The sequence below is a fragment of the Pinirhizobacter soli genome (assembly GCF_015905305.1).
Lineage (GTDB): Bacteria > Pseudomonadota > Gammaproteobacteria > Xanthomonadales > Rhodanobacteraceae > Pinirhizobacter > Pinirhizobacter soli.
The window spans coordinates 121324-147509 of record NZ_JADZLQ010000004.1 but is presented as its reverse complement, the minus strand read 5'-3'; the positions used below and the strand labels follow the sequence as shown (position 1 = coordinate 147509).

Below are 26186 nucleotides of genomic sequence, written 5' to 3'. Positions count from 1 at the left end.
GGGGTTCTCCTGCGGCCTTAGCCGGCCTGGCGGTCGAGTTGGCGCAGGCGTTCCTGCTGTCGTTGGGTGCGGTCAAGGATCCGGCGCAGGGCCGGGGAATCGGGCGCGTCGTGCATGGCCTGGGTCAGCTCGCTGTGCGCGGTGGCAAGCTCCACGGCGGCTCCGGTAAGGCGCGGGTCGTCGGGCTTCCAGCGCGTGCTGCTGGCCACATTGGTGCTTTCGGGCGGTGCGGCCAGCCGCAGGGCGATGGAGCCGGAGAAGATCGCCACGCCGAAGATGGCGGCGGCCACGGCCAGTCGCCGCGTCCACAGATGGCGCGACCGGGTGGCCGGTGTTTCGTCCAGGCGTGCGTCGATGGCGGCCCATAGGTTGCGCGAGGGTGCCACGGGCGAGCGCAGCGAGCGCATCTGGCGGAGGTATTCGAATTCATTCATGGGGTGTCTCCTAGCGCGCGCTTCAACAGTGAGCGCGCCCGGTGCAACTGGGCCTTGGACGAGCCGACGGCCATGCCGAGCTCGTTGCCGATTTCTTCGTGTTTCCAGCCTTCCACGTCGTGCAGTACCAGGACCGCACGGGCGCGTGGCGGCAGCGCGGCGATGGCGCGCTCCAGCTCGTCGCGCTCGGCCGGGCAGAACGGGTTGTCGGCGGCGTCGGGCAGGTGTTCGTCGTCGACGATACTTACCGGATCCGCGTTGCGGGCACGGATGGCCATCAGCGCGGTATTCACCGCCAGCCGATAGATCCACGTGCCGAAACTGGAGTCATGGCGGAAGGTGTCGAGCTTCTGCCATGCCCGGACGAAGGACTCCTGTACGAGGTCCTCGGCGCGGGCGTGGTCGAACCCAGCCAGGCGCAACACGGCGCCATGGACCTTGTCCACGTGCAGCCGGTAGAGCTTTTCGAAGGCGCGACGATCGCCCGCGGCAGCGGCGCGAACGATGTCGGCATCCGAGGGCTCGGCGGCGAGCTCTGGCATGGGTGTTCCGATGGCGAGGCAAGCATTCATCTTGCCAGCTTGGATGCGCCCGCGGGCGGATTGGTTTAAGTCCGCCCTGGGTTTAAACCGCCTGGGCCCACGCCCTCGGGGCGGTATTGGCCAGGGCAGCGGCCATGCGCTGCTGCTCGTCGCGAAGCGCACGTGGCAGGCGGTCGCCAAAGCCATCCAGGTAGCTGGCGATGTCCGTCATTTCAGTCGCCCAGCCCTCGGTGTCCACCTCGAACAGGGCGCGTTCGGCAGCTTGGCCAAGGGCCAGCCCTTCCACGTTGATCCCGCCCGGTGCCGGCAGCGTGCCGATCGGGGTGTCGATGCCACGGGCGGTGCCTTCCACGCGGCGGATGATCCATTCGAGCACGCGCAGGTTTTCGCCGTAGCCGGGCCACATGAATTTCCCGTCGGTGTCCTTGCGGAACCAGTTCACGTGGAAGATCTTCGGAAGCTTTGCGCCAGGCTTGTCGAAGCTGAGCCAATGGCTGAAATAGTCGGCGAAGTTGTAGCCGCAGAAGGGTTTCATGGCCATCGAGTCGCGGCGCATCACGCCCACTGCGCCTGTGGCGGCGGCTGTCGTTTCCGAACCCATGGCTGCGCCCACCAGCACACCGTGTGTCCAATCGCGGGCCTCGAACACCAGCGGCACCAGCGACGGCCGGCGGCCGCCGAAGACGATGGCGCTGATCGGTACGCCGTGCGCGGCTTCGGCTTTGTCGGTATAGCTGGGGCATTGCCGCGCGCTGACGGTAAAGCGCGCATTGGGGTGTGCGGCCGGGCCATTGGCCTTGTCGTAGGGGCGGCCCTGCCAGTCGACGGCGGGGACGCGGTCGTCCAGTCCTTCCCACCAGGGCTGGTTGTCGGAGGTGAGGGCGACATTGGTATAGATGGTGTCGTGCGCCAGCGTGGCCAGTGCATTGGGATTGGTGTTGGCGCCGGTACCCGGCGCCACGCCGAAGAAGCCGGCCTCCGGGTTGATCGCCCAAAGCCTGCCGTCGTCGCCCGGCGTCATCCAGCAGATATCGTCGCCGACCGTCCAGACCTTCCAGCCGTCCTTTGCGTAGCCGCCAGTGGGGATCAGCATGGCCAGGTTGGTCTTGCCGCAGGCCGAGGGGAAGGCTGCGGCGATGTAGTGGGTTTCGCCGCGCGGGTCTTCAACGCCCACGATCAACATGTGTTCGGCCAGCCAGCCTTCGCGCCGGGCCTGATGGCTGGCGATCCGCAGGGCGTGGCATTTCTTCCCCAGCAGGGCGTTGCCGCCATATCCCGAACCGATCGACTTGATCGACAGTTCCTCGGGGAAATGCATGATGAAGCGCTTGTCGGGGTCGAGGTCGCCGGTGGAATGCAGGCCGCGGACGAAGCTGCCGTCGCGCTCGATGCGGGCCAGGGCGGCGGCGCCCATGCGCGTCATGATGCGCATGTTGGCGACCACGTAGGGGCTGTCGGTGATCTCCACGCCGCAACGCGCGATGGGTGAATCGATTGGGCCCATGCAGTAGGGGATCACGTACATCGTGCGCCCCTGCATGGCGCCATCGAACAGGGCGTCGACCTTGGCGTGGGCCTGGGCGGGATCCATCCAGTGGTTGTTGGGGCCGGCATCGGCCTCGCGCGGCGTGCAGACGAAGGTCAGGTGCTCGACGCGGGCGACATCCGAGGGGTTCGAGCGGTGCAGGTAGCTGCGCGGGTGGGTGGTCGGGTTCAGGGCGATGAGGTCGCCGGTGGCCAGCATGCCGTCCACCAGTTGCCTGTATTCGGCATCGCTGCCGTCACACCACTGGATCCGTTCCGGTTTGGTCAGTGCCGCCACACCGGCAACCCATTGATTCAACGCATCCAGACTGCTCGACATACCGCGTGGTCCTAAGGAAAGACAAGGTATGACGGTAGTTTGCGAGCGGTGGTATTGCAAGGTAGGCCGCCACAAAACGCTTCCGGCAAGGCCTTTTCGTTCAGGACTGCGGGGTGAGCGTGGCCAGCATGTGAGCGACGTATTCGTCGAACTCATCGTGCGACAGGCGGGGCAGGCCGAGGGTGAAATTAAGCTGCAGGAAACCGACGTAGGCGGCGTAGGTAAGCCTGGCCTGGTTGAGTGCGGGCCTGGCCGCCATGCCGGCCTCGCGGTACACCTCGGTGAGGAATTCGATGCGCCGCTGGGACACGCGCGCCATCACCGGCACCACCAGTGGATGGTCCAGCGCCTTGAGCAGTGCCGCGTACACACGATGCGGGTCGCGCTCGTGGGCCACGCGGCGGAAGAGCTCGGGCAGGCGTTCGCGCGGATCGGCGATGGCCTTGATCTGGTCGATCACCTCGCGCTCGCCGTATTGCTCCCAGCGCTCCAGCGCCGCTTGCAGCAGGGCTTCGCGCGTGCGGAAATGCCAGTAGAAGCTTCCCTTGGTAACGCCGAGTTGGCGGGCAAGGGCTTCGACAGCCAGTGCACCGACACCTTGTTCGGCGATCAGGCCAAGGGCGGCGTCTTCCCAGTCCTCGGCGGAAAGGCGGATGCGGTCGGTCTTGGCGCTGTCGTTCATCGCCGCATGGTAGCCGGTTGCTGGCAGTTTGCAATTGCCTGTAGGCCGGATCGGGACGCTAAATGGTTGAATCAACGAATCTTTCACAACCGTACGGAGGCGTATTGACGACAGCGTCCGCTCCTCCCATACTCAAGCGTATGGTTAGAGCTTCCACCCAAGCCGAGTCACCCCTGATCCGCTCCTTGCAGCACGGGGGTGTCGACCTTTCCGTCACCGAGTTCGGCAGCGGCGGTTCGCCATCGGTGTTGTTTGCGCATGGCTTTGGCCAAACCCGCCATGCATGGGCGGGCGCGGCCACGGCGCTCGCTGCGCGGGGCATGCATGCGGTGACCTTCGATGCGCGCGGGCACGGTGAAAGCGGGCGCCCGGCGGGCGGCGAGTACCACATGGAGCAATTCGTCGCCGACCTCGGCGCCCTTGCCGGTGAACTTCAATCCCGCGATGGCCGGCCGCCGGTGCTGGTGGGTGCGTCGATGGGCGGCCTGCTGGGCCTGATGCTGGCCGGCACGGCCGCCACGCCCCCATTCGCAGCCCTCGTGCTGGTGGATATCACGCCGCGCTGGGAAACGCGCGGCGTGGAGCGCATCCTCGGTTTCATGCGTGCCCATCCTGATGGCTTTTCCAGCTACGACGCCGCGGCCGATGCCATCGGCGCCTACATGCCGCAGCGTGAACGCAAGAGCGAAGCCTCGCTTCGACCCTTGCTGCGGCAGGGCGACGACGGGCGCCTGCGCTGGCACTGGGATCCGGCTTTGCTTGAAACAGTAAGCCACGAAACCGAACGCTACCAGCCGCAACTGTTCGAGGCCGCCCGCCGCATCAAGGTGCCGATGCTGTTGCTGTCGGGCGGACGCAGCGACATCGTCTCGCGCGACACGGTCAAGGAATTCATGGGCCTGGTGCCGCATGCGACGCATGTGGACTTGCCCGACGCTACTCATATGGTGGCAGGCGACGCCAACGATGCCTTCTCCGACGAAGTCTCGAAATTCATCCACCAGTTGAACTGACGCCGGCGGCCGAAAGGCGGCCGGCTATCGAAGCAAAGCCACGAGGTTACGAACGATGTCTGCGATCCTTACCATCCTGGCGGCAATCATTGCCTCCGGCGCCTGTGCCTACCACCGTACCTCCCTGCGCACGTGGGCCATCGCCACCGCCGCCGCCACGCTGGTGGTGGGGCTGATTGCCCGCGCGCCAATCACCACGGTGGTACTGCTGGTGATCCTGGCTCTCGTGGCGGTGCCGCTGCTGATGGTGGATTTCCGCCGGGCCAGGATTTCCGCGCCGCTGCTGAAGATGTTTGCAAAGGTCACGCCGAAGCTCTCGGCAACCGAGCAAACGGCGCTTGAAGCCGGCACCGTGGGTTTCGAAGGCGAGCTTTTCTCCGGCAAGCCCGAGTGGTCGCAGCTGCTGCGCCAGCCCAAGCCGGAACTGAGCGTCGAGGAACAGGCTTTCATGGATGGCCCGGTCGAAGAACTCTGCGCGATGATCGACGACTGGCAGATCACCCACGAACTGGCGGATCTTCCGCCGAACGTCTGGGACTTCATCAAGAAGAACAAATTCTTCGGCATGATCATCCCCAAGCGCTACGGCGGCCTGGAATTCTCGGCACTGGCGCATTCGGCGGTGCTGCAGAAGTTGTCGTCGATGTCGGCCACGCTGTCGTCCACCGTGGCCGTGCCCAATTCCCTGGGGCCGGCCGAACTGCTGCTGCACTACGGCAGCGACGAGCAGAAGGATCACTTCCTTCCGCGCCTGGCCGATGGCCGTGACATTCCCTGCTTCGCACTCACCGGCCCCCAGGCGGGCTCGGACGCCACCTCCATCCCCGACTTTGGCATCGTTACCAAGGGCATGCACGAGGGCAAGGAAACGCTCGGCATCCGGCTTACCTTCGACAAGCGCTACATCACGCTGGCACCCGTCGCCACGGTGGTGGGCCTGGCCTTCCGCATGTACGACCCGGAACACCTGCTGGGCGAAAAGGAAGACCTCGGCATAACCCTGGCGCTGCTGCCGCGCGAAACCCCGGGGCTGGAAATCGGCCGTCGTCATTTCCCGTTGAATATCCCCTTCCAGAACGGCCCGATCCACGGCAAGGATGTCTTCGTGCCGCTGTCCACGCTTATCGGTGGTCCGCACATGGCAGGCCAGGGCTGGCGCATGCTGGTGGAATGTCTGTCCGTCGGCCGCGCCATCTCGCTGCCGTCCAATGCCACGGGAGGTTCGCGCATGGCGGTGGCCGCCACCGGCGCCTATGCCCGCATGCGCAAGCAGTTTGGCCTGGCCATCGCCCGCTTCGAGGGCGTGGAAGAAGCGCTGGCGCGCATCGGCGGCTACACCTACGCCACGGCCGCGCTCTCGCGCGCCACGGCAGCCGCGGTGGATCGCGGTGAGAAACCCGCCGTGCCCTCGGCGATCGCCAAGTACCACGCCACGGAGTTCAGTCGCGCGGTGGCGTCGGACGCCATGGACGTGCACGGCGGCAAGGGCGTGATCCTGGGACCGAAGAATTACGCCGGCCGCGCCTGGCAGGGCGTGCCCATCGCGATCACGGTGGAAGGCGCGAACATCATGACGCGCAGCCTGATGATCTTCGGGCAGGGCGCCATCCGCTGCCATCCCTATGTGCTGAAGGAAATGCAGGCGCTCACCATCGAGGATAAACGCGAGCAGCTTCGCGTGTTCGACCGCGTGCTCTTCGGCCACATCGGCTTCGGTTTCTCCAATGCCGTGCGCAGCTTCGTGCTGGGCCTGACCTTCGCCTCCATCAGCGAAGGAGCGGGCGATGCCTACACCCGCCGCTACTACCGCAAGCTCAACCGCTATTCCGCGGCGTTGGCGCTGTGCGCGGACGTTGCCATGGGCGTGCTGGGCGGCAAGCTGAAGTTCAAGGAAAAACTGTCCGCCCGCCTGGGTGATGTCCTGTCCTACCTGTACATCGCCAGCGCCATGCTCAAGCAGTACGAGGACAATGGCCGTCCGGAATCCGACCGCCCGATGCTGGCCTGGGCCTTCCACGAGTGCGTGTGGCGCATGCAGATGGCGCTGGACGGCACCATCCGCAACTTCCCCGTGCGTCCGGTGGCCTGGGTGCTGCGCGCCCTGGTATTTCCGTTCGGCCGTCGCGAAGTGCCGCCGTCCGATCGCCTGGGTCGTCGCGTTGCCGCGCTCATCACCGCGCCCAGCGAAGCGCGTTCGCGCCTGCTCAACTGGACTTACCTCACACCCAGCGCGAACAACACCGTCGGCCGCATGAATGAACTGCTGCCTGATGTGATCGCCGCGGAGCCGGTGGAGCGCAAGTTCCTCAAGGCCATGAAGGGCGGCCAGCTGCATGCGCACGACTACGACGGCCAGCTGGCCGAGGCCGAGCGCATCGGGGCGATCAATGCCGCCGAGCGTGAGCTACTGAAACGTGTGCGAGAGGGCGTGAACGAGTTCATCGCCGTGGACGACTTCGACCCATCCGAGCTTCGCTCCGCGGTCACGCGGGCAGACCGGAAACCTACCGCCGTCAAGGCGGCCTGAAGAAAAAGGCGGCCTGCGGGCCGCCTTTTTCATGGGGTCTAAAGTTCGACCGACGCGGCGTGTTCGCGCGTGGCAGAGAACCGCACGTCGGGCCAACGCTCCTGGGCCAGTTGCAGGTTCACCCGGGTGGGAGCCAGGTACACCAGTTCGCCGGCGGCATCCACGGCCAGGTTCATGGCGTTCTTTTCGCGGAACTCGGCGAGCTTCTTCTCGTTGTCGCAGTGGACCCAGCGCGCCGTGACCACCGATACCGTCTCGAAGCTGGCATCGACGTTGTATTCGTCCTTCAGGCGATAGGCCACCACGTCGAACTGCAGCACGCCCACGGCGCCGAGCACCAGTTCGTTGGACATCAGCGGCCGGAAGAACTGCGTGGCGCCTTCTTCCGATAGCTGCGCCAGGCCCTTCTGCAAGGCCTTCATCTTCATCGGGTCGCGCAGGCGCGCACGGCGGAAGAGTTCCGGGGCGAAATTCGGGATGCCGGTAAATGACAGCGGCTCGCCCTCGGTGAAGGTGTCGCCGATGGTGATGGTGCCGTGGTTATGCAAGCCGATGACATCGCCGGGGTAGGCCTTCTCCACGATCTCGCGGTCCGACGCCATGAAGGTAAGCGCATTGGCGATACGCACTTCCTTACCGGTGCGGGTCTGCTGCATCTTCATGCCGGCGGTATAGGTGCCCGAGCAGACGCGCATGAAAGCCACGCGGTCGCGGTGTGCCGGGTCCATGTTGGCCTGGATCTTGAACACGAAGCCAGTAAGTTTTTCCTCGACCGGCTCCACCGTGCGGGTAAGGGTATCGCGCGCCTTCGGACCCGGGGCATGCTCGACGAAGAAGTCCAACAAGAGCTGCACGCCAAAGTTGTTCACCGCCGAGCCAAAGAACACCGGCGTCTGCTTACCCGCCAGATAGGTGTCCATATCGAACGGGTTGGAAGCGCCCAGCACCAGGTCAAGCTCGTCACGAACTTCCTTCAGTTCCGCCGCGCCAACGCGCTCGGCAAGGCCCGGGGCGTCCAGCCCCTTGAAGATGGTGGAATCCTGGCGGGTAAAATTCTTGCCGGCTTCGAAAATATGCACTTCATCCAACAGCACGTGATACACGCCCTTCAGGCGCGACCCCATGCCGATCGGCCAGGTCAGCGGCGCACAGGAAATGCCAAGCACCGACTCAACCTCATCGAGCAGTTCAATCGGCGAACGACCTTCTCGGTCAAGCTTGTTGATGAACGTCATGATCGGCGTATCGCGCAGCCGGCACACCTCCATCAACTTGATCGTGCGCTCCTCCACGCCTTTGGCGCAGTCAATCACCATCAACGCCGAATCCACCGCGGTAAGCACGCGATAGGTATCCTCCGAGAAATCCGCATGTCCCGGCGTATCCAGCAGATTCACGATGCACTCGTTATACGGAAACTGCATCACCGACGACGTCACCGAAATGCCGCGCTCCTTCTCCAGCGTCATCCAGTCGGACGTAGCATGCCGCGCAGCCTTACGGCTCTTCACAGAACCGGCCATCTGAATCGCACCGCCGAACAGCAGCAGCTTTTCGGTCAACGTTGTCTTGCCCGCGTCGGGGTGGCTGACGATGGCAAAGCTGCGACGGCGACGGGTTTCGGCCAGGTGGCTGGACATGGGCTTCAAGGACAGGCAGGGATAACCGCCTATTCTACCGTGTCGCCCGGCGGGGTGCCTGAGGGCCTGGGGGTGAGGCGGGGGCGCCGCGGGACCGCCGCGGGGCCGCCGCGGGGCCGCGGGGTGTCACCCTGGTCACTAAGTCCTCAGTCGGCTTCGCCTCCCTGCGGAAGCGTTCTCAGGGCGACGCCCCGCGGCCCCGCGGCGCTCCCGCCTCACCCCCAGGCCCCCAGGGCACAGGTGGGCTGAAAAGGCGGCGCGATCCTTGGCGTAACTGCCGTTGCTCGACCGAACCAGAAGCAAATGGCAGCCATCGACAACGGCGACTGCCTGCAGGCCATACCCGGTTCTCCTTACGGTCTACCGTGTCGTTCGGGGGAGCCGTGGGGTGTCGTTTTCAGAACGATTCCGCAGGGAAGCGAAGCCCACTGAGGACTTAGTGAAGAAAATGACACCCCGCGGCTCCCCCCTCCCTCCCGGATCCAGATCGAAAGGCCAGACGTTTAGATGTCCAGACGTCCGTTGACAACGCCACAGATGGGGGCGTGGCCTCAGTGGGGTGCGTAAGCGCCCGGGAAGGCCATGTCCAGCCATGTGGGCACCGGAATCCCCTTGTCTCGCAGGAAGGCCGGGTTGAACAGCTTAGCCTGATAGCGCGTGCCGGCATCGCATAGCACGGTGACGATGGTGGAGCCCGGCCCCAGCTCGCGCGCAAGGCGGATAGCCCCGGCCACGTTCACCCCGCTGGACCCGCCCAGGCACAGGCCCTCGTCGAACATCAGCTGGTGCACGATGGGCACCGATTCGGTGTCGGGGATGGAGTAGGCGCAATCAACCGGCGCATCGGCGAAGTTCGCCGTCACGCGGCTGCTGCCGATGCCTTCGCTGATGGATGAGCCTTCGGCTACCAGTTCGCCGCGTTCGACGTAAGCGGCCAAAGCCGATCCCGTGGGATCGGCCAGGGCGATACGCACTTTCCCGTGGCGCGCCTTCAGGGCAGCGCCTACGCCCGCCAGGGTGCCGCCGGTGCCGGCGGCGCAGGTGAAGCCGTCGATCCGGCCCTCGGTCTGCTCCCAGATCTCCGGGCCGGTTACTGCTTGGTGATAGTCGCGGTTGGCCGTGTTGTCGAACTGGTTGGCGAACCAGGCCGAGCCTGGTTCGGCGGCGTTAAGTTCCTCGGCCAGCGCCCGGGCGACGTGTACGTAGTTGCGGGGATCCTTGTAAGCCGCGGCCGGGACGAGCTTCACGCTGGCCCCGGTGATGCGCAGGGCGTCGATCTTCTCCCGGCTTTGCGTTTCGGGCATCACAATCACGGTGCGGTAGCCGCGGCTGGCGCCCAGCAGGGACAGCCCGATGCCGGTATTGCCGGCGGTGCCTTCAACGATGGTGCCGCCGGGCCGGATCAACCCGCGCCGTTCGGCATCGTCCAACAAGCCCAGGGCCGTGCGGTCCTTCACCGAGCCGCCGGGGTTCATGAATTCCGCCTTGCCCAGAATCCGGCAGCCGGTGGCTCGCGAGGCGTCGCGCAGGCGGATCAGGGGCGTATGGCCCACGGTGGCGGCGAAATCGGCGAGGAAGGGCATGGAAGGCTGGCACTGGGCGGTTGCAGGCATCGTAGGCTGTCCGGGGCCGGAAGGCTACCGGCGGGCACGAAACTTGGGTGATGGCATGGAAGTCCAGCCGTTTAGACGTCCAGACGTCCGTTGACAACGCTACGGATGGGGCGTAGCCTCAGGACCACTCATCGAGACCGGCTGAGGGACAGGCCCTTTGAAGCCGGGGCAACCTGCGGGAATACCGCGACGGTGCCAACTCCTGCGGAGCGCCGCCTGGCGCAAGCCGATAGATGAGGATGCCGTTGGCGCGGGGTTCCCGTGGCCGGTTGGCAGCCTCCGGCGCTTCGCAAGAGCTCGAGCTTTTACTGGAGCCTTGCATGCCCGCTGAACCCGCCACGGTTTTTCCCATTCCCGCCACGGTTACCGCTCCGCCGCGTTGCGATTTTTCCTCGCAGCGGGGCAGTCGCGAGGTCCACCTGGAGCCGAAGTACGGCCAGGGCGCCTGCCGCGCCACGGTCCGTTATCTCTGGACGGGTGCGCCGGGCGCGCCCACGGTCATCGTGCAGGGCGGGATCTCGGCCGATCGCGACGTCTGCGCCAGCCCGGGCCAGGCCAACGGCTGGTGGAGCGAGCTGGTCGGCGAGGGCGCGGCCATTGATCTCGCGCAATGCCGGGTACTGAGCATCGACTACCTGGTGCCGGCTGACCTTCCTGGCGCTTCGGCGGTGTCGAGCGAAGACCAGGCCGATGCCCTGGCCGCGCTTGTCGACGACTTGGGGATTGGCCGCGTGCTGGCTTTCGTCGGCGCTTCCTATGGCGCGATGACGGGCCTGGCCTTCGCGGCGCGCCATCCGGGCAAGCTCCGCCGCCTGGTCGCGCTGGCCGGCGCGCACCGGCCCCACCCGCTGGCCACGGCGCAGCGCTCGGTGCAGCGCGGCATCGTCCGCCTGGGCCTGGAATCGGGCCAGGTGGATCAGGCCCTGAACCTGGCCCGCCAGCTGGCCATGACCACCTACCGCGGCGCCGAGGAATTTTCCCGCCGCTTCGCCGCCGGCCCTGAGCTGCGCGAAGGCCGCTTCCACTTCCCGGTCGAAGACTACCTCGAGCACGCCGGCCGCAGTTTCGTCGCCCGCTTCGATGCCACCCGTTTCCTGGCGCTGTCCGAGTCGATCGACCTGCACGACATCAGCCCCGAACGGGTGCGTACGCCCACCTCGCTGGTCGGCTTCCCGTCCGACCGCCTGGTGCCGCTGGCGGACCTTTGCGAACTGCAACGCCGCCTGGGCGGCACCGCCAGCCTCGATGTGGTCGAGTCGCCCTACGGCCACGATGCCTTCCTCAAGGAAACCACCCGCCTGGCGCCGCTCGTACGCGAGGCCCTGGAATGTTGTCACGGAGAATATGCATGAGCCCGACCAGCCCCCGTACCCGCGCCGTCCGCGCCGGCATCGAATGCGATACGCAGCACGGCGCGGTGGTCCCGCCGCTGCACCTGTCCACGAACTACAGTTTCGAGGGCTTCGGCAACAAGCGCCGCTACGATTATTCCCGTAGCGGCAACCCCACCCGCGACCTTCTGGCCGAAGCGCTGGCGGAGCTGGAAGAAGGCGTGGGGGCGGTGGTCACGGCTAGCGGCATGGCCGCGGTGGCACTGGCGCTGGAGATCGTACCTGCCGGCGCCACGGTGCTGGCGGCTCACGATTGCTACGGCGGCACCTGGCGCCTGCTCGATGCCTGGGCAAAGAAGGGCCGTTTCCAGGTGCGCTTCGCCGACCTGACCGATCCCCAGGCGCTGGCCGAGGGCCTGGCGGCCAAGCCCGCGCTGGTATGGCTGGAAACGCCTTCCAACCCGCTGCTGCGCATCACCGATATCCGCCACGTGGCGCAGGCAGCGCACGCCGTGGGTGCACTGGTACTGGTGGACAACACCTTCCTTTCGCCGGCCCTGCAACGCCCGCTCACCCTGGGTGCGGACATCGTGCTGCACTCGACCACCAAGTACATCAACGGCCATAGCGACGTGGTCGGCGGCGCGGTAATTGCCCGCGACCCGGCCATCGCCGAGCAGCTGAAGTGGTGGGGCAATTGCAATGGCCTGACCGGGGCTCCTTTCGACAGCTACCTTACCCTGCGCGGCCTGCGCACGCTTTCGGTACGGCTACGGGCACATGAAGAAAATGCCCACCTGATTGCCGCGCGCCTGGATGCGCATCCGGTAGTGCGCAAAGTGTATTACCCGGGACTCACCGATCATCCCCAGCATGCGCTGGCCGCGCGCCAGCAATCGGGTTTCGGTGCCATGCTCAGCTTCGAACTCGATGGCGACGAACCGGCCATCCGCGCCTTTGTCGATGGCCTTGAATACTTTTCCTTGGCCGAGTCGCTCGGTGGCGTGGAAAGCCTCATTGCGCACCCGGCGTCGATGACGCACGCATCGATGGCGCCCGAGGCCCGCCGCACGGCCGGCATCAGCGACAGCCTGCTGCGCCTGTCGGTGGGCATCGAGGATGGCGACGACCTGATCGCCGACCTCGATGCCGCGCTGCTGCGCGCGCAGGCCAAGCAGCCCAAACGCCGGGTCGGTGCATGAGCGCGGTGTTGGCGACGAGCTCCGGCCCTGCGCGCAAGGCCATCGTCTTGCTGGGCACGGGCGTAGTCGGCAGCGCCCTGCTACGCCTGTTGCAAACCCCCGCGGCCCATGGCTTGCACCTGGTGGGCGCGGCCAATTCCCGTCGGCAGCATGCCGACGCCGCCGGGCTCGCCCCGGCGCATGTCCGTGAGCGGCTGGCAGCCGAGTGCGGCGAACGCGACGACGACGCGCTGCTGGCGACCCTCGACGCCAGCGGCGCGTCCCGTCGCGTCATCGTCGACGCCACTGCCTGCAGCCGCGAGGCTTCGCAGCATGCCCGCTGGCTGCATGCGGGCTACCACGTGGTCACGGCCAACAAGGCCTCCGCCGGCGGGGAACTGCACAGCTGGCGTGCCCTGCAGGCGGCAGGTGCGGGCGATCGCTATGGCGATGCCGCCACCGTGGGCGCCGGGCTTCCCGTGCTGTCCACTCTCCGGCGCCTTCGCCAGTGCGGCGACAGCCTGCTCACGCTGGAAGGGGTTTTTTCCGGCTCCCTGTCGTGGCTGTTCAACCAGTACGACGGCAAGCAGGCGTTTTCCGCCCTGCTGCACGAGGCCCGACGGCAGGGTTATACCGAGCCCGACCCGCGTTCGGATCTTTCCGGCGAGGATGTCGCCCGCAAGCTCCTGATCATCGCGCGCACGGCGGGCTTCGCGCTGGGCCACGACGAAGTGGAAATCGAAAGCGTGGTGCCGGTGTCGCTTCAGGGCGTATCTACCGAGGAATTCCTGCAGCGGGCCGCGGAACTGGATGCGCCTTTGGCCGAACGGCATGCCAGGGCGGCGGCGCGTGGCTGCGTGCTTCGCTACCTGGCCCGGCTGAACCAGCGGGGCAGGGCGCGTGTCGGGCTGGTGGAAGTGCCTCGCGACCATCCATCAGCGCGGCTCACGGGCACCGATAACCAGTTCGCTCTTACCACCACCCGTTACCACGCCCAGCCGCTGGTGATCCAGGGGCCGGGCGCGGGACCTGAGATCACCGCGCAGGCCCTGCTGGGTGACGTGCTGTACGCCTGATCAGGCGCGCGGCTGCACCACGTGCGGGCCGTGGTCGCGTGCTTCGTTGTGGGCTTCGGCCCGAGCTTCGTCCACGCTCGGCGTGCGCCAGCCGGACTTCACGCCCCAGATGTAGAACACCAGGCCCACCACCGCCACCACGAGAAGGTCCACGCCGTAGGACATGTAGCCCATGCCGCCGAAAGTGGTGCTGCCGGCCCACGACAGCGCGGCCACCGAGGGCAGGTAGAAGATCAGCCACCAGGCGCCCTTCAGCTGCCGGCCGAAGTCGTGCCAGCCCTGCTTGTACTGGTAGTACAGGTACACCGGCAGGGCCACCACCATCAGCAGGATGATCTCGCCCGTGAGCGGCCAGCGCGCCCAGTACAGCAGCTCGGTGGCGAAGATGAAGGCGAGCCCCGCCACCACGGCCAGGCCCTTCAGGCGGAACGGGCGCGTCATGTCCGGCGCCGTACGGCGTAGTGTCATCGCGCTGACGGGGCCGGTCAGGTAGGAAATGATCGTCGCCACCGAGATCACCGCCGCCAGGGTTCCCCAGCCGCGGAACTTGAACAGGAACAGGAACGACACCGCCAGGTTCAGCCACATCGCCGGGCGCGGCACGCCCCACTTCGGATGCAGGCGGCCAAGCAGCTTCGGCAGCGTGCCGTTACGCTCCATGCCGTAGAGCATGCGGGCGGTGGTGGCCGTATAGGTGATGCCGGTACCGCTGGGACTGATGAAGGCATCGGCGTACAGCAGCATGGCCAGCCAGTGCAGATTCACGATCACGGCCAGCTGCGCGAACGGCGAGCTGAAGTCGATGCCGTTCCAGCCGGCCTTGGCCAGCAGATCCTGCGGTACCGCGCCGATGTAGGCCACCTGCAGCAGCACGTAGACGACGGCGGCAAGGGCGATCGAGCCCAGCACCGCGAACGGAATGCTTCGCCCTGGGTTACGTGCCTCGCCCGCCAGGTTCACCGGGCTTTGGAAGCCGTTGAAGCTGAAGACGATGCCCGCCGTGGCGACGGCGGTGAGCACCGCCGCGAAGTCGATCGCGTGCGCCCCGCCGTGGATGCCAACGGAAAAGTTCTCCTTATGGAATCCGCTGGCGATCAGGGCGACGCCCGTGGCTGCGGGCACGACGAGCTTGAAGATGGTGATGGCGGTATTGGAGTGCGCAAACAGCTTTACGCTCCAGAAATTGACCAGGAAGTAGATCACCACCAGCACGGCGGCGATCCCCAAGCCCAGCTCGCTCAGTTCGCCGTGGCCGCCGGGGATGTGCATGTAGAGGTCTTTCGCCCACTGCCACTTCCACGAGGCCATGTACTGTACCGAGGCTTCCGCTTCCACCGGGATCACCGAGACGATGGCGATCCAGTTGGCCCAGGCGCCGATGAAGCCGACCAGCGAACCGTGGGAATAGTGGCTATAGCGCACCATGCCGCCGGACTCGGGGAACATCGCGCCCAGTTCCGCATAGGTAAGGGCGATGGTCATGATGATCGCCGCGCCCAGTACCCACGCCCAGACCGCGCCGGGGCCGGCCAGCCCCGCGGCCTTCCATGCGCCGAACAGCCAGCCTGAGCCGATGATCGACCCTAAGCCCGTGAGCATCAGGGCGAAGGGGCCGACTTCGCGGCGTATTCCGGTCGATTGGGACATCGAGATTCCTTGCGGGGTGGACGCACAAGGCCGGGATCATGACAGGACCCGGTCCCGATGTCAGGACCGGACCGCCGGGGGGATCAGCACTCGATGACGTTGACCGCCAGGCCGCCGCGCGAGGTTTCCTTGTATTTATCCTTCATGTCGCGGCCGGTGTCGCGCATGGTGGCGATCACCTTGTCCAGCGATACGCGGTGCTTGCCGTCGCTCTTCATGGCCATGCGGCTGGCGTTGATGGCCTTGACCGCGCCCATCGCGTTACGCTCGATGCAGGGAATTTGCACCAGGCCGCCGATCGGGTCGCAGGTCAGGCCCAGGTTGTGTTCCATGCCGATCTCGGCGGCGTTCTCGACCTGGAAAATGTTACCGCCCAGCGCCGCGGTAAGGCCGCCGGCGGCCATCGAGCAGGCCACGCCCACTTCGCCCTGGCAGCCGACCTCGGCGCCGGAAATCGAGGCGTTTTCCTTATAAAGAATACCGATGGCTCCGGCCGTCAGCAGGAAATTGAGCACCCCGTCGGTGTCGTGGCTGGGGCAGAAGCGGTCGTAGTAGTGCAGCACCGCCGGCACGATGCCGGCCGCGCCATTGGTGGGCGCGGTGACCACGCGGCCGCCGGCGGCGTTTTCCTCATTCACCGCCAGGGCATAGAGGTTCACCCAGTCAAGGATGCTCAGCGGATCCTTCAGCGCAGCTTCCGGGCGGTCGCGCAGTTCTGCCGCCATGCGCGGCGCACGGCGCACCACCTTCAGGCCGCCGGGAAGCACGCCGGGCGAGCGCAGGCCGCGGTTGACGCAGTCCTGCATGGCCGTCCACAGCGTGAGCAGGCCCTCTCGGATCTCCGCCTCGCTGCGCCAGATTTTCTCGTTGGCCATCATCAGCTGGGCGATGGTGAGCTTGTTCGCCTCGCACAACGCCAGCAGTTGATCGCCACTGGAAAAGGGGTACGGCTGCTCGGAGGTATCGGCCACGATGCGGTCTTCGGCGGCCTCGTCGTGATTGACCACGAAGCCGCCGCCGACGGAGTAATAATCGCGCGTGGCCACTTCGTTGCCTTGGGCGTCGTACGCGCTGTAGCGCATGCCGTTGGTGTGGAAGGGCAGCTTCTGGCGCTTGTTGAACACCAGGTCGGATTTTTCGTCAAAGTCGATCTCGTGCCGCCCCAGCACGTTGATCCGTTTGCTTTTACGGATGCGGGCAAGCGTGGCGTCGATCTGGTCGGGGTCGACCGAGTCGGGCCATTGCCCTTCGATGCCCAGCAGCACCGCCTTGTCGGTGCCATGGCCGCGGCCGGTCATGGCCAGCGATCCGTAGAGCTCGCAGCGCACGCGCGTGACGCGGTCGAGCACGCCCTTTTCGGCCAGCCAGTGCTCGCAAAAGCGCGCGGCGGCGCGCATGGGGCCGACGGTATGGGACGAAGACGGTCCGATGCCGATCTTGAAGAGGTCGAAGACGCTGACTGCCATGGGGAAGCAACTGGGGCGGGGAAGGACGTTATTCTACGCGCATGACAGATTTCGTCCTCTACCAGCGGGATTACTGCAAACTTTGCGACCAGGCCCTGGCCCTGATGGCGGCGGTACGGGCACCGGACTTCGATAGTGCCTGGGTGGATGACGATCCGGTGCTTGAAGAGGCCTATGGCTCCCGCGTGCCTGTGCTGCGCGACTGTCGCGACGGCCGCGAGATGGACTGGCCCTTCGACGAATCGACCCTGCGCCACTTTCTGCAGCGTTAGCCTTAAGCCGGCGGCGTGAGGCGTGCGGGGGAGGAGCCGGCGGGGATCGTTTTCTTCACTAAGTCCTCGGTCGGCTTTGCCTCCCTGCGGAAGCGTTCTGAAAACGATCCCCGCCGGCTCCCCGAACCGTCACGGTGGGCCGCGGGAAGGGAATGGGGAGAACGGAGCGGAATGGAGTGGCGGAGGAGGGTTAGGGTAGTGCGGGGTCGCGGCGGAGGCGGCGGAGGATTTCTTCGCGGGCCTCGCGCAGGATGGAATCGCGGTCCAGGCCTGCCACCACCTCGGCGACGGCGCGCTTGGGGCCGTGTTCGCCCCAGGATTTTCCTGCCACCAGGTACCGTTCGGCGGCGCGGCCGATCAATACGGTGGCATACCAGGCCAGTGCGCCCTGGGCGGCGCCGGTGACTACTACGGATAACCCGCCACTCAATCCTTTCAGCGCCGAGGCCGCCAGCTGCATGCCCCAGATCGCGCCCATCAGGGCGATCAGCTGCGCCGACACGGTGGCCACCAGCCGGCCGGATTCGGCCCGCGTCAGCGGCATGCCGTAGACGCGCGAAAGCTGCACCACCATGGCCGCGTCCAGGCCCGCCGCGGCCAGGAGGTCCGCCACGGGAATGGGGTTGAGCGCCACCGCGACGCCCTTGGCCAGGCAGTACTGGCGAATGACGCGGCTGGCCAGCTCGCGGCGGCTGGCGGCGATGCGCTGGCCCACCTGGTCGACCAGGCGGCCGGCGAACAGGCCCGCGTTGATCGCGTTGAGCGCCTTGCCGTCGCGTCGGGCGATATCCAGCAGGCGGGTACGAAGGGCGTCGACGTCCGGCGGTTGGGGCACGGTCGATTCAAGGCTTGAAGCCGTCATCACCCGCAGCGGTGCGGGTAGCGCACAGACGGCGATGACGTCTTCGGGCCGCACCATGCCCGCCGTACGGGAACGCAGGTGCGCAAGCAATTCCTCGCGCTCGGCCGGGGCATAGCGATCGGCCTTGTTCAACGCCAACAGCACGGGACGCTGGGTGGCCGACAACGCGCGCAAGGCATCGAGTTCGTCACGGGTGAGGTCGCCATCGGCCACGTACACCACCAGGTCGCTCACCTGGGCCACGTCCACTGCGAGTGCTTCACGTGCTTCGCCACCGAGCTCGTTGATGCCTGGTGTGTCGATCAGCACCAAACCGCCACTGGCTGCTTCATCCAGCCGGGCTGGCTCGGCTTCGGTCGTAGTGCCATGGAGCACACCCACTTCGAAGGCCTGGCGGCCCAGGAGGGCGTTGCCCAGCGCGGATTTTCCCGCCGAGACGCGGCCGAACACCGCCACGTGCAATTCGTCGCGTTGCAGCTTGTCGAGCATCGAGGCGACGCGCGCGAAATCGGCAGCAAGCTCCTGCCTCACTGCCGGTGGAATGCCTGGATCGTCGAGCAATTCCTGCAGCGATCGCGCCATGCCGTCATGGTTGGGGGTCAGAGTATTCACTCTGATCCCGGCATCGGCGACAGCTGGGTCGGTCGCTGGGGAGTGGCCCAACCGGCGCCACCGCCGCCAGACCGAACGCAGGTCCACGTGGGCGGCTTTACTTCGGTTGCAGCAACAGGTGCGCGTTCACCTTCACCGCATTGCCGATGGTCGAGGTGTCCTTGTACTCACCGCTGCCTACGCCGAAGTCGAGGCGGTTGATCACGGTGGCGACGTCCAGCGAGGCTGCACCCGAGCCCTGCGTGAAGGTGACTTTCAACTGTACCGGCTTGGTTACCCCATGCAAGGTGAGGTTGCCGTTGGCCACCACGCCATTGCCGGCCTTGGCAAAGCTAGTGGTCACGAAGTGGGCCTGCGGGAATTTCGCCGTGTCGAAGAAATCGGCGCTGGGCAGTGCATGGTCGCGATCGTTGTCGCCGGTGGTGGCGCTGGCCAGGTTCACCGTTACATCGAACTTCGACGCGGCAAGGTTCGCCGGGTCGTAACTGATTGCTGCGTTGAATTTGTTGAAACTGCCGTCGAAGGTGGCGCCCTGGAACGTGCCGGTGAAGCCCAGCGTGCTGGCTGGCTGTACGTTGTAGTCGGCGGCAACGCCCGTGAGGGGCGCGAGCGCGAATGCAAGGCCGAGGGCAAGGATGGTGCGATTCATGAGGGGTCTCCTGACGGGGGAACCTTGCGCGGGCGTCCGAAGGGCAGCATGCGCCGCAGGACGTTGTCGCGCAGGATGAAATGGTGCCATAGCGCGGCGCCGACATGCGCAACGAGCACCAGCAACAGGGCGTAGAACAGGTATTCGTGCACGAGTACGGCCACGTGCATGAGCTGGTCGTCCTTGGCCACCAGCGGCGGCAGGTTGAACAGCTTGAACCACTGCAGCGGATAACCGTGGGCCGAGTTGAACACCCAGCCGGACACCGGGATCGCCACGATCAGCACGTAAAGCAAGCCGTGTGTCACGTGGGCTGCCAGCCGTTGCCAGGCGGGAGCGGGTTCGTCCGGCGGACGCCGGTCGCCCATGCGCCAGGCCAGGCGCAGCAGGAACAAGGCAAGCACGGTCAGGCCGATCGACTTGTGCAGTGCGAAGATGTTGATCTTCGCCAGCGACGGCGCCAGCGAAGTCATCCACAGTCCGAAAATACCGTTGCCGAGGATGGCCAGCGCCATCAGCCAATGGAAGAATCGTGCGCCGGTACCCCAGCGCGAATCATCACTGCGCAGTGCCACGGTCAGGCTCCTTGCTGCCGGCGTCGTCGCCGCGGATGGCTTCGATCTCAAGCCACACGGTAACCGAGCGGCCAATGGAATTGGGATTGGATTTCATGCCGAAGAGGGTGCGGTCCAGGGTGAAGTTCGCCGAGAAGCCCGCCACGTCGTGCATGCCGTAGATGGTGCGCGCGTTACGATTCAGGCGGAAGGGGATATCCACCGGCAGGCGTACCCCGCGCAAGGTGAGCTGGCCATGCAACACGCCCGTGTCGTCACCGGTCTTTTCGACCGACGTACTGTCGAACGTGGCGGTGGGAAAACGGGAAGCGGCAAACAGGTCGCTGCCGCGCACCGCGTCGTTCCATTTCGCATCGCCCATGTCCACGCCGGCGGTATCGATCACCACGTGAGTGGACGAATCGCTCCAGTTGGTTGCATCGAAGGAAAGCTTGCCCGACACGTGCAACCGTCCGAACGAGCGCGAGAAGCCATTGTGATCGACGCTGAAGACCACCTGGCTGTGCACCGGATCGTACTGGTACGCCACGGGTGCGGCGGTTGCGGTGCAGGCGAAAGCTGCCGTCAGGAGGGCAGGAAGCAGCATCGCGATACGGGACTTGGAAACGATCATGCCTCCCAGTGTGCCCTTGCTGCCCACCGCACCGCCACCCACCGCTTCATGAACGCATTGTCATCCTGGCTGAACACTGCTGCCGGGGCCGGCCGATTCGCGCAGGGCCTCGGCCGCCATCGCCGCCAGTGCCTTCACCCGCTCGCCATTGCGGTCGGCGAGCCATGCCTTGAGCCGTTCGTTGGCATCGTCATGGTCCAGTGCATGCCGCTCGGCCAGCGAGGCCGACAGTGCCTTGCCCATGCTGTCGAAGATCAGGGCATAGGCAAACGCATGCAGCAGGCCGCCGCCCAGCGTGCCCAGGCCCGGGAAGGCCTTCAGCGCATTACCGGCCACCGCAAGCACGATGGACGATCCCGAGCGAAGGGTCAGCCGGGCCTGGCGGATGAAGTCGTCCACCTGCACCTGGCTTGCGCTCACCCCATAAAGGTCGGCCAGTGCACGCACCATGCCGGTGGCAATGACGCCCTGGATCACCAGGTCGCTGCCCGGTGCCACCGCCGCCATCGCGCCAACCACGGCGCGACGGGCATAGCGCGCCACGATGCGCGCGGCCTGGGCCTCGCGGGCGGCCGCCTCGGATGCTGTAAGGCGGGTGTCCAGGGAGGCGAAGACGGCTTTCTCTCGCGCCGGTTCCAGCGCTTGCACGCCACGCCCGAGCAGACGGTCCAGGACCCTGGCAAGCTCATGCGTATCGGGCAGCCGCGTGCGCTCGACGCGCTCGCTGCGGCCGTCGGGCAGTTCGCGCACGAATACTTCCGTGCCGCCGGCTATCGTCGGCACCACGGCGTCGGCGCTGTCGCGCAGTTGCGTGCGCAACCGCCCGAGCACGAGCTTCAGTTCCGAGGCGTTGCGTTCGTCCGCCTTGTTCAGGGCCACCACCGTGGGTTTGCCGAAGCTGGCAAGCCAGGCGACGTCGCTTGCCTGGGTGCGGGTGAGTTCGGCGGTGCATACGTAGATCACGGCATGCGCGCGCAGGGCTTCCTCCCGGGCGCTGGCTTCGAAAGCTTCGCCACCGGCCTCTCGGTTGCCCGGGACATCGGCCAACACCCAGGCGCTGCCATCGCGCTCGCCCTGGTGCAGGCGGATATCCCTGGTGGTGCCGCCGGCGACGCCGATGGCGGCATCGGCACCGGGCACCAGGGCGCGCACCAGGCTGGACTTGCCCATCGAGATATCGCCGAACACCGCGACGTGCACCTGTCCGCCTTCGCGCCTGCGGTCGAGTTCGGCCAGTTCCGCGCGAGCCCCGGGCGCCGCCGCGCCACCGGACTCCAGCGCCTCGATGCGTGCCTGCAAGGCGGGCCGGTCAGGCACGACGCGCGAAGGGCGCGGACGCGCCGGGCGCCACAGCCACCACGCGGCGGCGCCGATGGCGGCGAAGCCCGCAACCACAAGCACGCCGATCGCCCACTGCCAGGCCGCCGGTAACGCCGCCACCTCGCGTGCCAGCGTGATCGCCCGTGTGGCGATCAGCAGCAACAGCAGCACCATCGCCGCGACCGCCACCATGGCAAACAGCCGCCCTAGGCGCATGGGCTTGCACCTTTATTCGTCATGCGCTGGGGAAAGGTTCGGTTCGCGTCCATCCGGGCTGATGATAGTCTGCGCGCGGCGCCCAACGAACATGGATGATCACGTGGCCCGATGGATCCTGGCTGGCCTGCTGGCCTGTCTTTGCCTTGCCGGCGTGAAGGCGACCGAAAGCATCGTCGCTGCACCCGCCGATGCCGCCGCGGCGATGCGGCACAAGATGCAATTCCGCCATTTCGCCATGGCCGACGGTTTGCCCTCGCGCAGGCTTCGTGCCCTGGTGCAGGACTCCACCGGATTTCTCTGGATCGGCTCCGATGCGGGGCTGGCGCGTTTCGATGGCGTCGAATTCGACGTCTTCCGGCGTGAGACGCATGTGGCCGGTTCCATCGGCGGCAATCGCTTCGACGCCCTGGTGGTGGACCGCGCCGGACGCGTGTGGGCGGGCGGCATCGGTTCGGGACTCAGCCGCCGCAATGCCGATGGCAGTTTCACCACGTGGCGCCACGTGGAAGGAGAACCGCGCAGCCTGGCCGACGACGACGTGCAGGCACTGGCTGTGGGTATCGATGGCGAGGTGTGGATCGGTACCCGGCACCGCGGCTTGCTTCGCCTTCGGCCGGACGGAGGATGGCCGGAGCCGGTGGCTTTTTCCCCACCGGCAACGCGTTCGCCCGGCCCGGGGGAGGTCAATGCCCTGCACGTGGATGGCGATGGCGCGCTGTGGATGGGGGCACCCACGGCCTGGGTCGCCTGGATGCCCGGGGCAACTGGACATGGCTTGCGTTCCCAGGTGGCCCGCCGCCTGCCGTCCATGCCCTGGACATCGATGCCGGTGGGCTGCGTGTTGCCAGCGAGCGGGGCCTGTTCGTCGTCAATGGTGATCATTTGCAGTTGGTCGAAGGAACCGAAGGACGGCAGGTAACGGCCAGTCTTCGCGACTCGCAGGGGACACTCTGGATCGCCTTGACCGGTGCCGGCCTGCTATTGATCGAGCCAGGCGGGCAGGCGATCCAGGTGTCGCCGCGGCCGTACCTCCCCCACGGGCTTCCCGGCCGCCACGTCGTTCGCCTGCTGGAGGATCACGAAGGCGGCATCTGGTGCGCACTCAGCGATGGCGGCCTGGCCTATGTCGGCCCGGGGTGGGAACGCTTCTTCCTGGTGAGCCATGTGCCCGACGAGCCGTTAGGCCTGCCGCGCCGCGCCGCCAGTGCCGTGGCGGCCACCCGCAACGGCGACGCCTGGGTGGGCGGCATGCATGGCTGGATCGCGCGCATGTCGGTGGCTTCCGAAGCCGTGCTCGAACGCCTGCCGGACGTTGGCGCAAGGGTAGATGCCTTGCTGGAGGCCGCCGACGGCACGTTATGGATCGGCACTGCGCGCGGTTTGATGGTGCGCCGTCCAGGGGCAGGCGTGGTCAATACGATAGCGGGGCCTACTGAAGCGGTGACCGGCCTCGTCGAATCGCCGTCCGGGACGGTGTATGCCAGCACGCGCAACCGTGGTGTCTGGAAGCTTGAGCGGGGTCAGGCGCGTGCGTCACCATTGACAGTGCCCCGTTCGAGTATCCATGACGATACCCGGCAGTTGTTGATGGTGGGTGCCTCGCCATGGCGTGCCGGTAGCAACGGCGTGCAATGGCTCCCACCCGGTGCGCGCCATTTCGAGCCTGTGCCCGGCGTGGACGCGGGTGCGGTCGACGCCCTGGCCATCTCGGGCGATGACCTCTGGGTGGCCCGCGCCGACAGTCTCCAGCGCTATCGCTGGCGGAACGGACACGCGGTGAAGCTGCAGTCGATCGACCAGGCCGCCGGCTGGCCGCGCACCGACGTCCTCTCCATCGGCGTGGGACCGCGCATGCACGTCTGGGGCCTGGGCGCGGCAGGGTTGTGGACGTATGCGTCGGAAACCGGTGAAGCCAGGACACTGGGGCTTACCGATGGACTCTTCAGCGCCGAGTTCACCGATGGAACCACGGCTGTGCTGCCCAACGGCATCATCCTCGGCGCCACCCTCGATGGCGTGCTGGGGTTTGATCCCGCAGCGCCGGTGTCCATGATCCCGGCGCCACCGATTACCGTGCGTTCGATCTCCATTCGCCGGGACAACCGGCGTATCGACCTGCCGCTGGATGGCCGGCCGCTGCACTTGGGCTGGCGCGACCGCGAGCTCACGATCCAGGTACGCGCCTTGTCCTTCGTGGACGGAGACGCCAACCGCTATCGGTTCCGGCTCGATGGGCAGAACGAGTCCTGGTTCGATACCGGCCATCGCGGCTTCAGGGAGTTCGCGCAACTGGAGGCCGGCCGCCACCAGCTATGGGTGGAGGGTGCCGCCCCCCATGGTCCGTGGGGGGCGCTGAGACGGCCTGTGGAAGTGATCGTCGAGCGGGCGCCATGGACGCGCCCCTGGGCATGGGCGGCCTATGTCCTGGCCGCGTGCCTGTTGGCGTGGGCCGTGATGTTGCGCACGCGAAACACGATGGACCGACGGATGCAGGTGCGGCTTGCCCGCCAGGCACGCCAGCTTGCCGAAGAGGCCAACGACGCCAAGACAAGCTTCATCGGCATACTCGGCCACGAACTGCGCACGCCGATGACAGGCGTACTGGGCATGGCCGAATTGTTGGCGTCCACGCCGCTGACGACTGTGCAGGCCGGGTATGTCCGTGCCATGCGGCAATCGGGACGGCTGTTGTTGCGGCTGCTGGACAATGTGCTGGACTTGACCCGGCTGGGATTGGCGCGGTTGGAACTTGAGAATGCAGGCTTCGACCCGGCTGTATTGCTGGCCGACATCGTGGCTGTCGAACGACCGCTGGCGACAACGCGGGGTCTGCGGCTGCTGGTTTCGTTGCCGCCTTCGGGCCTCCGTCGAAGGCTGGGCGATGAGGCGCGCGTCCGTCAGATCCTGCTGAACCTGGTCAGTAATGCCGTGAAGTTCACCGAGCATGGGCATGTGACGGTAAGCGGGCACGATGGGCCGGCGGGCCTCGTATTCACCGTCGCCGACACCGGTCCCGGCATCGCCGCACATGATCGCGAGCGCTTGTTCCAGCGTTACGAGCAGGCACGGACGCGGCAACGTGCCCATGGCTTCGGCCTGGGCTTGCCGATCTGCCGGGAACTGGCAACGCTCATGGGCGGCAGCATTGAGTTGGACTCGACACCTGGCCAGGGTTCGATCTTCACCGTGCGCCTGCCGCTTCCCGAGCCGCCCGACCATGGTGCCGCCGCGGGTCAGCAAGGCGCCGAAGCCGCAGTCAGTGCCAGGCGCATCCTGTTGGTGGAGGACGACGCTACCGTCGCCGCGGTGATCGCGGGGCTGCTGCGCCAATCAGGCCATGCCGTGACATCGGCTTCGCACGCGCTCGACGCCATGGGCTGCATGGAAGACGCCGTCTTCGATGTGGCGGTGCTGGACCTGGACCTCCCCGGGATTGATGGCTTCGGTCTGGCCCGCTGGCTTGGCCTGCGGCAACCGTCGCTACCGATTCTTGCGGTGAGTGCCCGTTCGATGGGCGACGAGGAGGAACGCGTGGCCGCGGCCGGCATGCGGGGCTTTGCGCGCAAGCCCGTGGATGCTGTGACGTTGCAGCGCCTCCTGGCCGGCCTGGATTAGCCTGACGTTACATGTCGTGCTTGGCGACTTCGAAGCCCATGCGCTTGTACTCGGCCCAGCGCTTGCGCGAACCCTCGCGCTCGGCGGAGTCGGCGGCCACCACTTCGAGCACGCGGTCGAAGTTTCCCGGAGCGCAGGCATCGCGAAGGTTGATCACCAGCGCCCGGTCGGCGGTGTCCACGCCCGGGGGCGCGATCAGCACGGCGGTGTCGGCGTCGTCGTCATCACCCGCCAGCTGGTGCGGAATGAAGGCGTCGTCGTCGAATGACCACAAGAGGTCGTCCAACGCCTCGGCCTGTTCGAAATCTCGCACCAGTACCAGGGTGAACTGTTTCGCTGCCAGCGCCTTGCGCGCCAGCTCACACACCAGCAGCAGCGGCTCTTCGCGGAACCGCGGCTTGTCGATGAGGTAGAAGTCGGCGCGCGGCATCGA

Annotated in this window: 22 protein-coding genes and 1 riboswitch; of the genes, 8 read left to right on the top strand and 14 right to left on the bottom strand. The window is 66.5% G+C overall.

The features are described 5' to 3' along the window. Nucleotides 1–17: 17 nt before the first annotated feature. The 4 genes from NDK18_RS17360 to NDK18_RS17345 all read right to left on the bottom strand — a co-directional run bounded on the left by NDK18_RS17360 (nt 18) and on the right by NDK18_RS17345 (nt 3522). A complete protein-coding gene (locus NDK18_RS17360; protein WP_250624136.1) occupies nt 18–434 on the bottom strand; it encodes a hypothetical protein in 417 nt (138 codons plus the stop codon). Beyond that, nucleotides 431–976, bottom strand: a complete 546-nt coding sequence (locus NDK18_RS17355; RefSeq protein ID WP_250624135.1) for an RNA polymerase sigma factor — start codon at nt 974–976, stop codon at nt 431–433. Before NDK18_RS17355 ends, NDK18_RS17360 begins: the two co-directional genes overlap by 4 nt. 82 nt (nt 977–1058) lie before the next feature. Continuing rightward, nucleotides 1059–2840, bottom strand: coding sequence for a phosphoenolpyruvate carboxykinase (GTP) (locus tag NDK18_RS17350; protein WP_250628501.1), 1782 nt, complete (start codon nt 2838–2840; stop codon nt 1059–1061). Nucleotides 2841–2940: 100 nt separating this feature from the next. After that, nucleotides 2941–3522, bottom strand: a complete 582-nt coding sequence (locus NDK18_RS17345; RefSeq protein WP_250624133.1) for a TetR/AcrR family transcriptional regulator — start codon at nt 3520–3522, stop codon at nt 2941–2943. Nucleotides 3523–3662: 140 nt separating this feature from the next. Here NDK18_RS17345 and NDK18_RS17340 point away from each other — a divergent pair, with 140 nt between their 5' ends. Next, nucleotides 3663–4535, top strand: a complete 873-nt coding sequence (locus NDK18_RS17340; RefSeq protein ID WP_425600654.1) for an alpha/beta fold hydrolase — start codon at nt 3663–3665, stop codon at nt 4533–4535. A 55-nt stretch (nt 4536–4590) separates the two neighbouring features. Further along, nucleotides 4591–7062, top strand: a complete 2472-nt coding sequence (locus tag NDK18_RS17335) for an acyl-CoA dehydrogenase (RefSeq protein WP_250624131.1) — start codon at nt 4591–4593, stop codon at nt 7060–7062. A 38-nt stretch (nt 7063–7100) separates the two neighbouring features. Here the strand turns inward: NDK18_RS17335 and NDK18_RS17330 are convergent, their stop codons facing one another. Together NDK18_RS17330 and NDK18_RS17325 are read right to left on the bottom strand one after the other, a co-directional pair. Further along, nucleotides 7101–8702 carry a peptide chain release factor 3 gene (locus tag NDK18_RS17330; RefSeq protein WP_250628499.1) on the bottom strand — a complete coding sequence of 534 codons (1602 nt, stop codon included), beginning with the start codon at nt 8700–8702 and terminating at the stop codon, nt 7101–7103. Nucleotides 8703–9253: 551 nt separating this feature from the next. Beyond that, a complete protein-coding gene (locus tag NDK18_RS17325; RefSeq protein WP_425502716.1) occupies nt 9254–10285 on the bottom strand; it encodes a cysteine synthase A in 1032 nt (343 codons plus the stop codon). Nucleotides 10286–10440: 155 nt separating this feature from the next. Next, nucleotides 10441–10555, top strand: a riboswitch (SAM riboswitch). An 80-nt stretch (nt 10556–10635) separates the two neighbouring features. Between NDK18_RS17325 and metX the strand changes: the two genes are divergently transcribed. Genes metX through NDK18_RS17310 form a run of 3 tightly spaced genes read left to right on the top strand, consistent with a single transcriptional unit; the run spans nt 10636 to nt 13903 of the window. Then, nucleotides 10636–11667: a homoserine O-succinyltransferase MetX gene (metX, locus tag NDK18_RS17320; RefSeq protein WP_250628498.1), complete on the top strand. Its 1032-nt coding sequence runs from the start codon at nt 10636–10638 to the stop codon at nt 11665–11667. Next, nucleotides 11664–12848, top strand: a complete 1185-nt coding sequence (gene metB, locus NDK18_RS17315; RefSeq protein ID WP_250624127.1) for a cystathionine gamma-synthase — start codon at nt 11664–11666, stop codon at nt 12846–12848. The genes metX and metB overlap by 4 nt, the downstream gene beginning before the upstream one ends. After that, nucleotides 12845–13903: a homoserine dehydrogenase family protein gene (locus NDK18_RS17310; protein ID WP_250628497.1), complete on the top strand. Its 1059-nt coding sequence runs from the start codon at nt 12845–12847 to the stop codon at nt 13901–13903. Before metB ends, NDK18_RS17310 begins: the two co-directional genes overlap by 4 nt. Here the strand turns inward: NDK18_RS17310 and NDK18_RS17305 are convergent, their stop codons facing one another. Together NDK18_RS17305 and NDK18_RS17300 are read right to left on the bottom strand one after the other, a co-directional pair. Continuing rightward, on the bottom strand, nt 13904–15550 hold the full coding sequence (locus NDK18_RS17305; RefSeq protein ID WP_250628496.1) for an APC family permease: 1647 nt from the start codon (nt 15548–15550) through the stop codon (nt 13904–13906). Between the two features lie 83 nt (nt 15551–15633). After that, entirely contained in the window at nt 15634–17016 is a 1383-nt protein-coding gene (locus tag NDK18_RS17300) for an L-serine ammonia-lyase (RefSeq protein WP_250624124.1), read from the bottom strand. A gap of 41 nt (nt 17017–17057) precedes the next feature. Between NDK18_RS17300 and NDK18_RS17295 the strand changes: the two genes are divergently transcribed. Then, nucleotides 17058–17288 (top strand): glutaredoxin family protein, encoded by a 231-nt coding sequence (locus NDK18_RS17295; RefSeq protein ID WP_250628495.1) that lies wholly within the window; start codon nt 17058–17060, stop codon nt 17286–17288. Between the two features lie 190 nt (nt 17289–17478). Here NDK18_RS17295 and NDK18_RS17290 read toward each other — a convergent pair whose 3' ends face one another. The 5 genes from NDK18_RS17290 to NDK18_RS17270 all read right to left on the bottom strand — a co-directional run bounded on the left by NDK18_RS17290 (nt 17479) and on the right by NDK18_RS17270 (nt 22135). Then, the gene (locus tag NDK18_RS17290; RefSeq protein ID WP_250628664.1) at nt 17479–18732 is read right to left on the bottom strand and encodes a GTP-binding protein; all 1254 of its coding nucleotides are present in this window, start codon (nt 18730–18732) and stop codon (nt 17479–17481) included. A gap of 127 nt (nt 18733–18859) precedes the next feature. Beyond that, entirely contained in the window at nt 18860–19411 is a 552-nt protein-coding gene (locus NDK18_RS17285; protein WP_250628494.1) for a YceI family protein, read from the bottom strand. Beyond that, a complete protein-coding gene (locus NDK18_RS17280; protein WP_250624121.1) occupies nt 19408–19986 on the bottom strand; it encodes a cytochrome b in 579 nt (192 codons plus the stop codon). The genes NDK18_RS17285 and NDK18_RS17280 overlap by 4 nt, the downstream gene beginning before the upstream one ends. Beyond that, nucleotides 19970–20599: a YceI family protein gene (locus NDK18_RS17275; protein WP_250624120.1), complete on the bottom strand. Its 630-nt coding sequence runs from the start codon at nt 20597–20599 to the stop codon at nt 19970–19972. The genes NDK18_RS17280 and NDK18_RS17275 overlap by 17 nt, the downstream gene beginning before the upstream one ends. Nucleotides 20600–20659: 60 nt before the next feature. Continuing rightward, nucleotides 20660–22135 (bottom strand): GTPase, encoded by a 1476-nt coding sequence (locus NDK18_RS17270; RefSeq protein ID WP_250624119.1) that lies wholly within the window; start codon nt 22133–22135, stop codon nt 20660–20662. 103 nt (nt 22136–22238) lie between these two features. On the opposite strand from NDK18_RS17270, the gene NDK18_RS17265 reads away from it, so the two are divergent. Both NDK18_RS17265 and NDK18_RS19435 read left to right on the top strand, forming a co-directional pair. After that, the gene (locus NDK18_RS17265) at nt 22239–23057 is read left to right on the top strand and encodes a ligand-binding sensor domain-containing protein (RefSeq protein WP_250628493.1); all 819 of its coding nucleotides are present in this window, start codon (nt 22239–22241) and stop codon (nt 23055–23057) included. A gap of 329 nt (nt 23058–23386) precedes the next feature. After that, nucleotides 23387–25753 (top strand): hybrid sensor histidine kinase/response regulator, encoded by a 2367-nt coding sequence (locus NDK18_RS19435; protein ID WP_345777091.1) that lies wholly within the window; start codon nt 23387–23389, stop codon nt 25751–25753. Nucleotides 25754–25760: 7 nt separating this feature from the next. Here the strand turns inward: NDK18_RS19435 and NDK18_RS17255 are convergent, their stop codons facing one another. Further along, the gene (locus NDK18_RS17255) at nt 25761–26183 is read right to left on the bottom strand and encodes a DNA polymerase III subunit chi (protein ID WP_250624117.1); all 423 of its coding nucleotides are present in this window, start codon (nt 26181–26183) and stop codon (nt 25761–25763) included. Between the last annotated feature and the right edge of the window lie 3 nt (nt 26184–26186).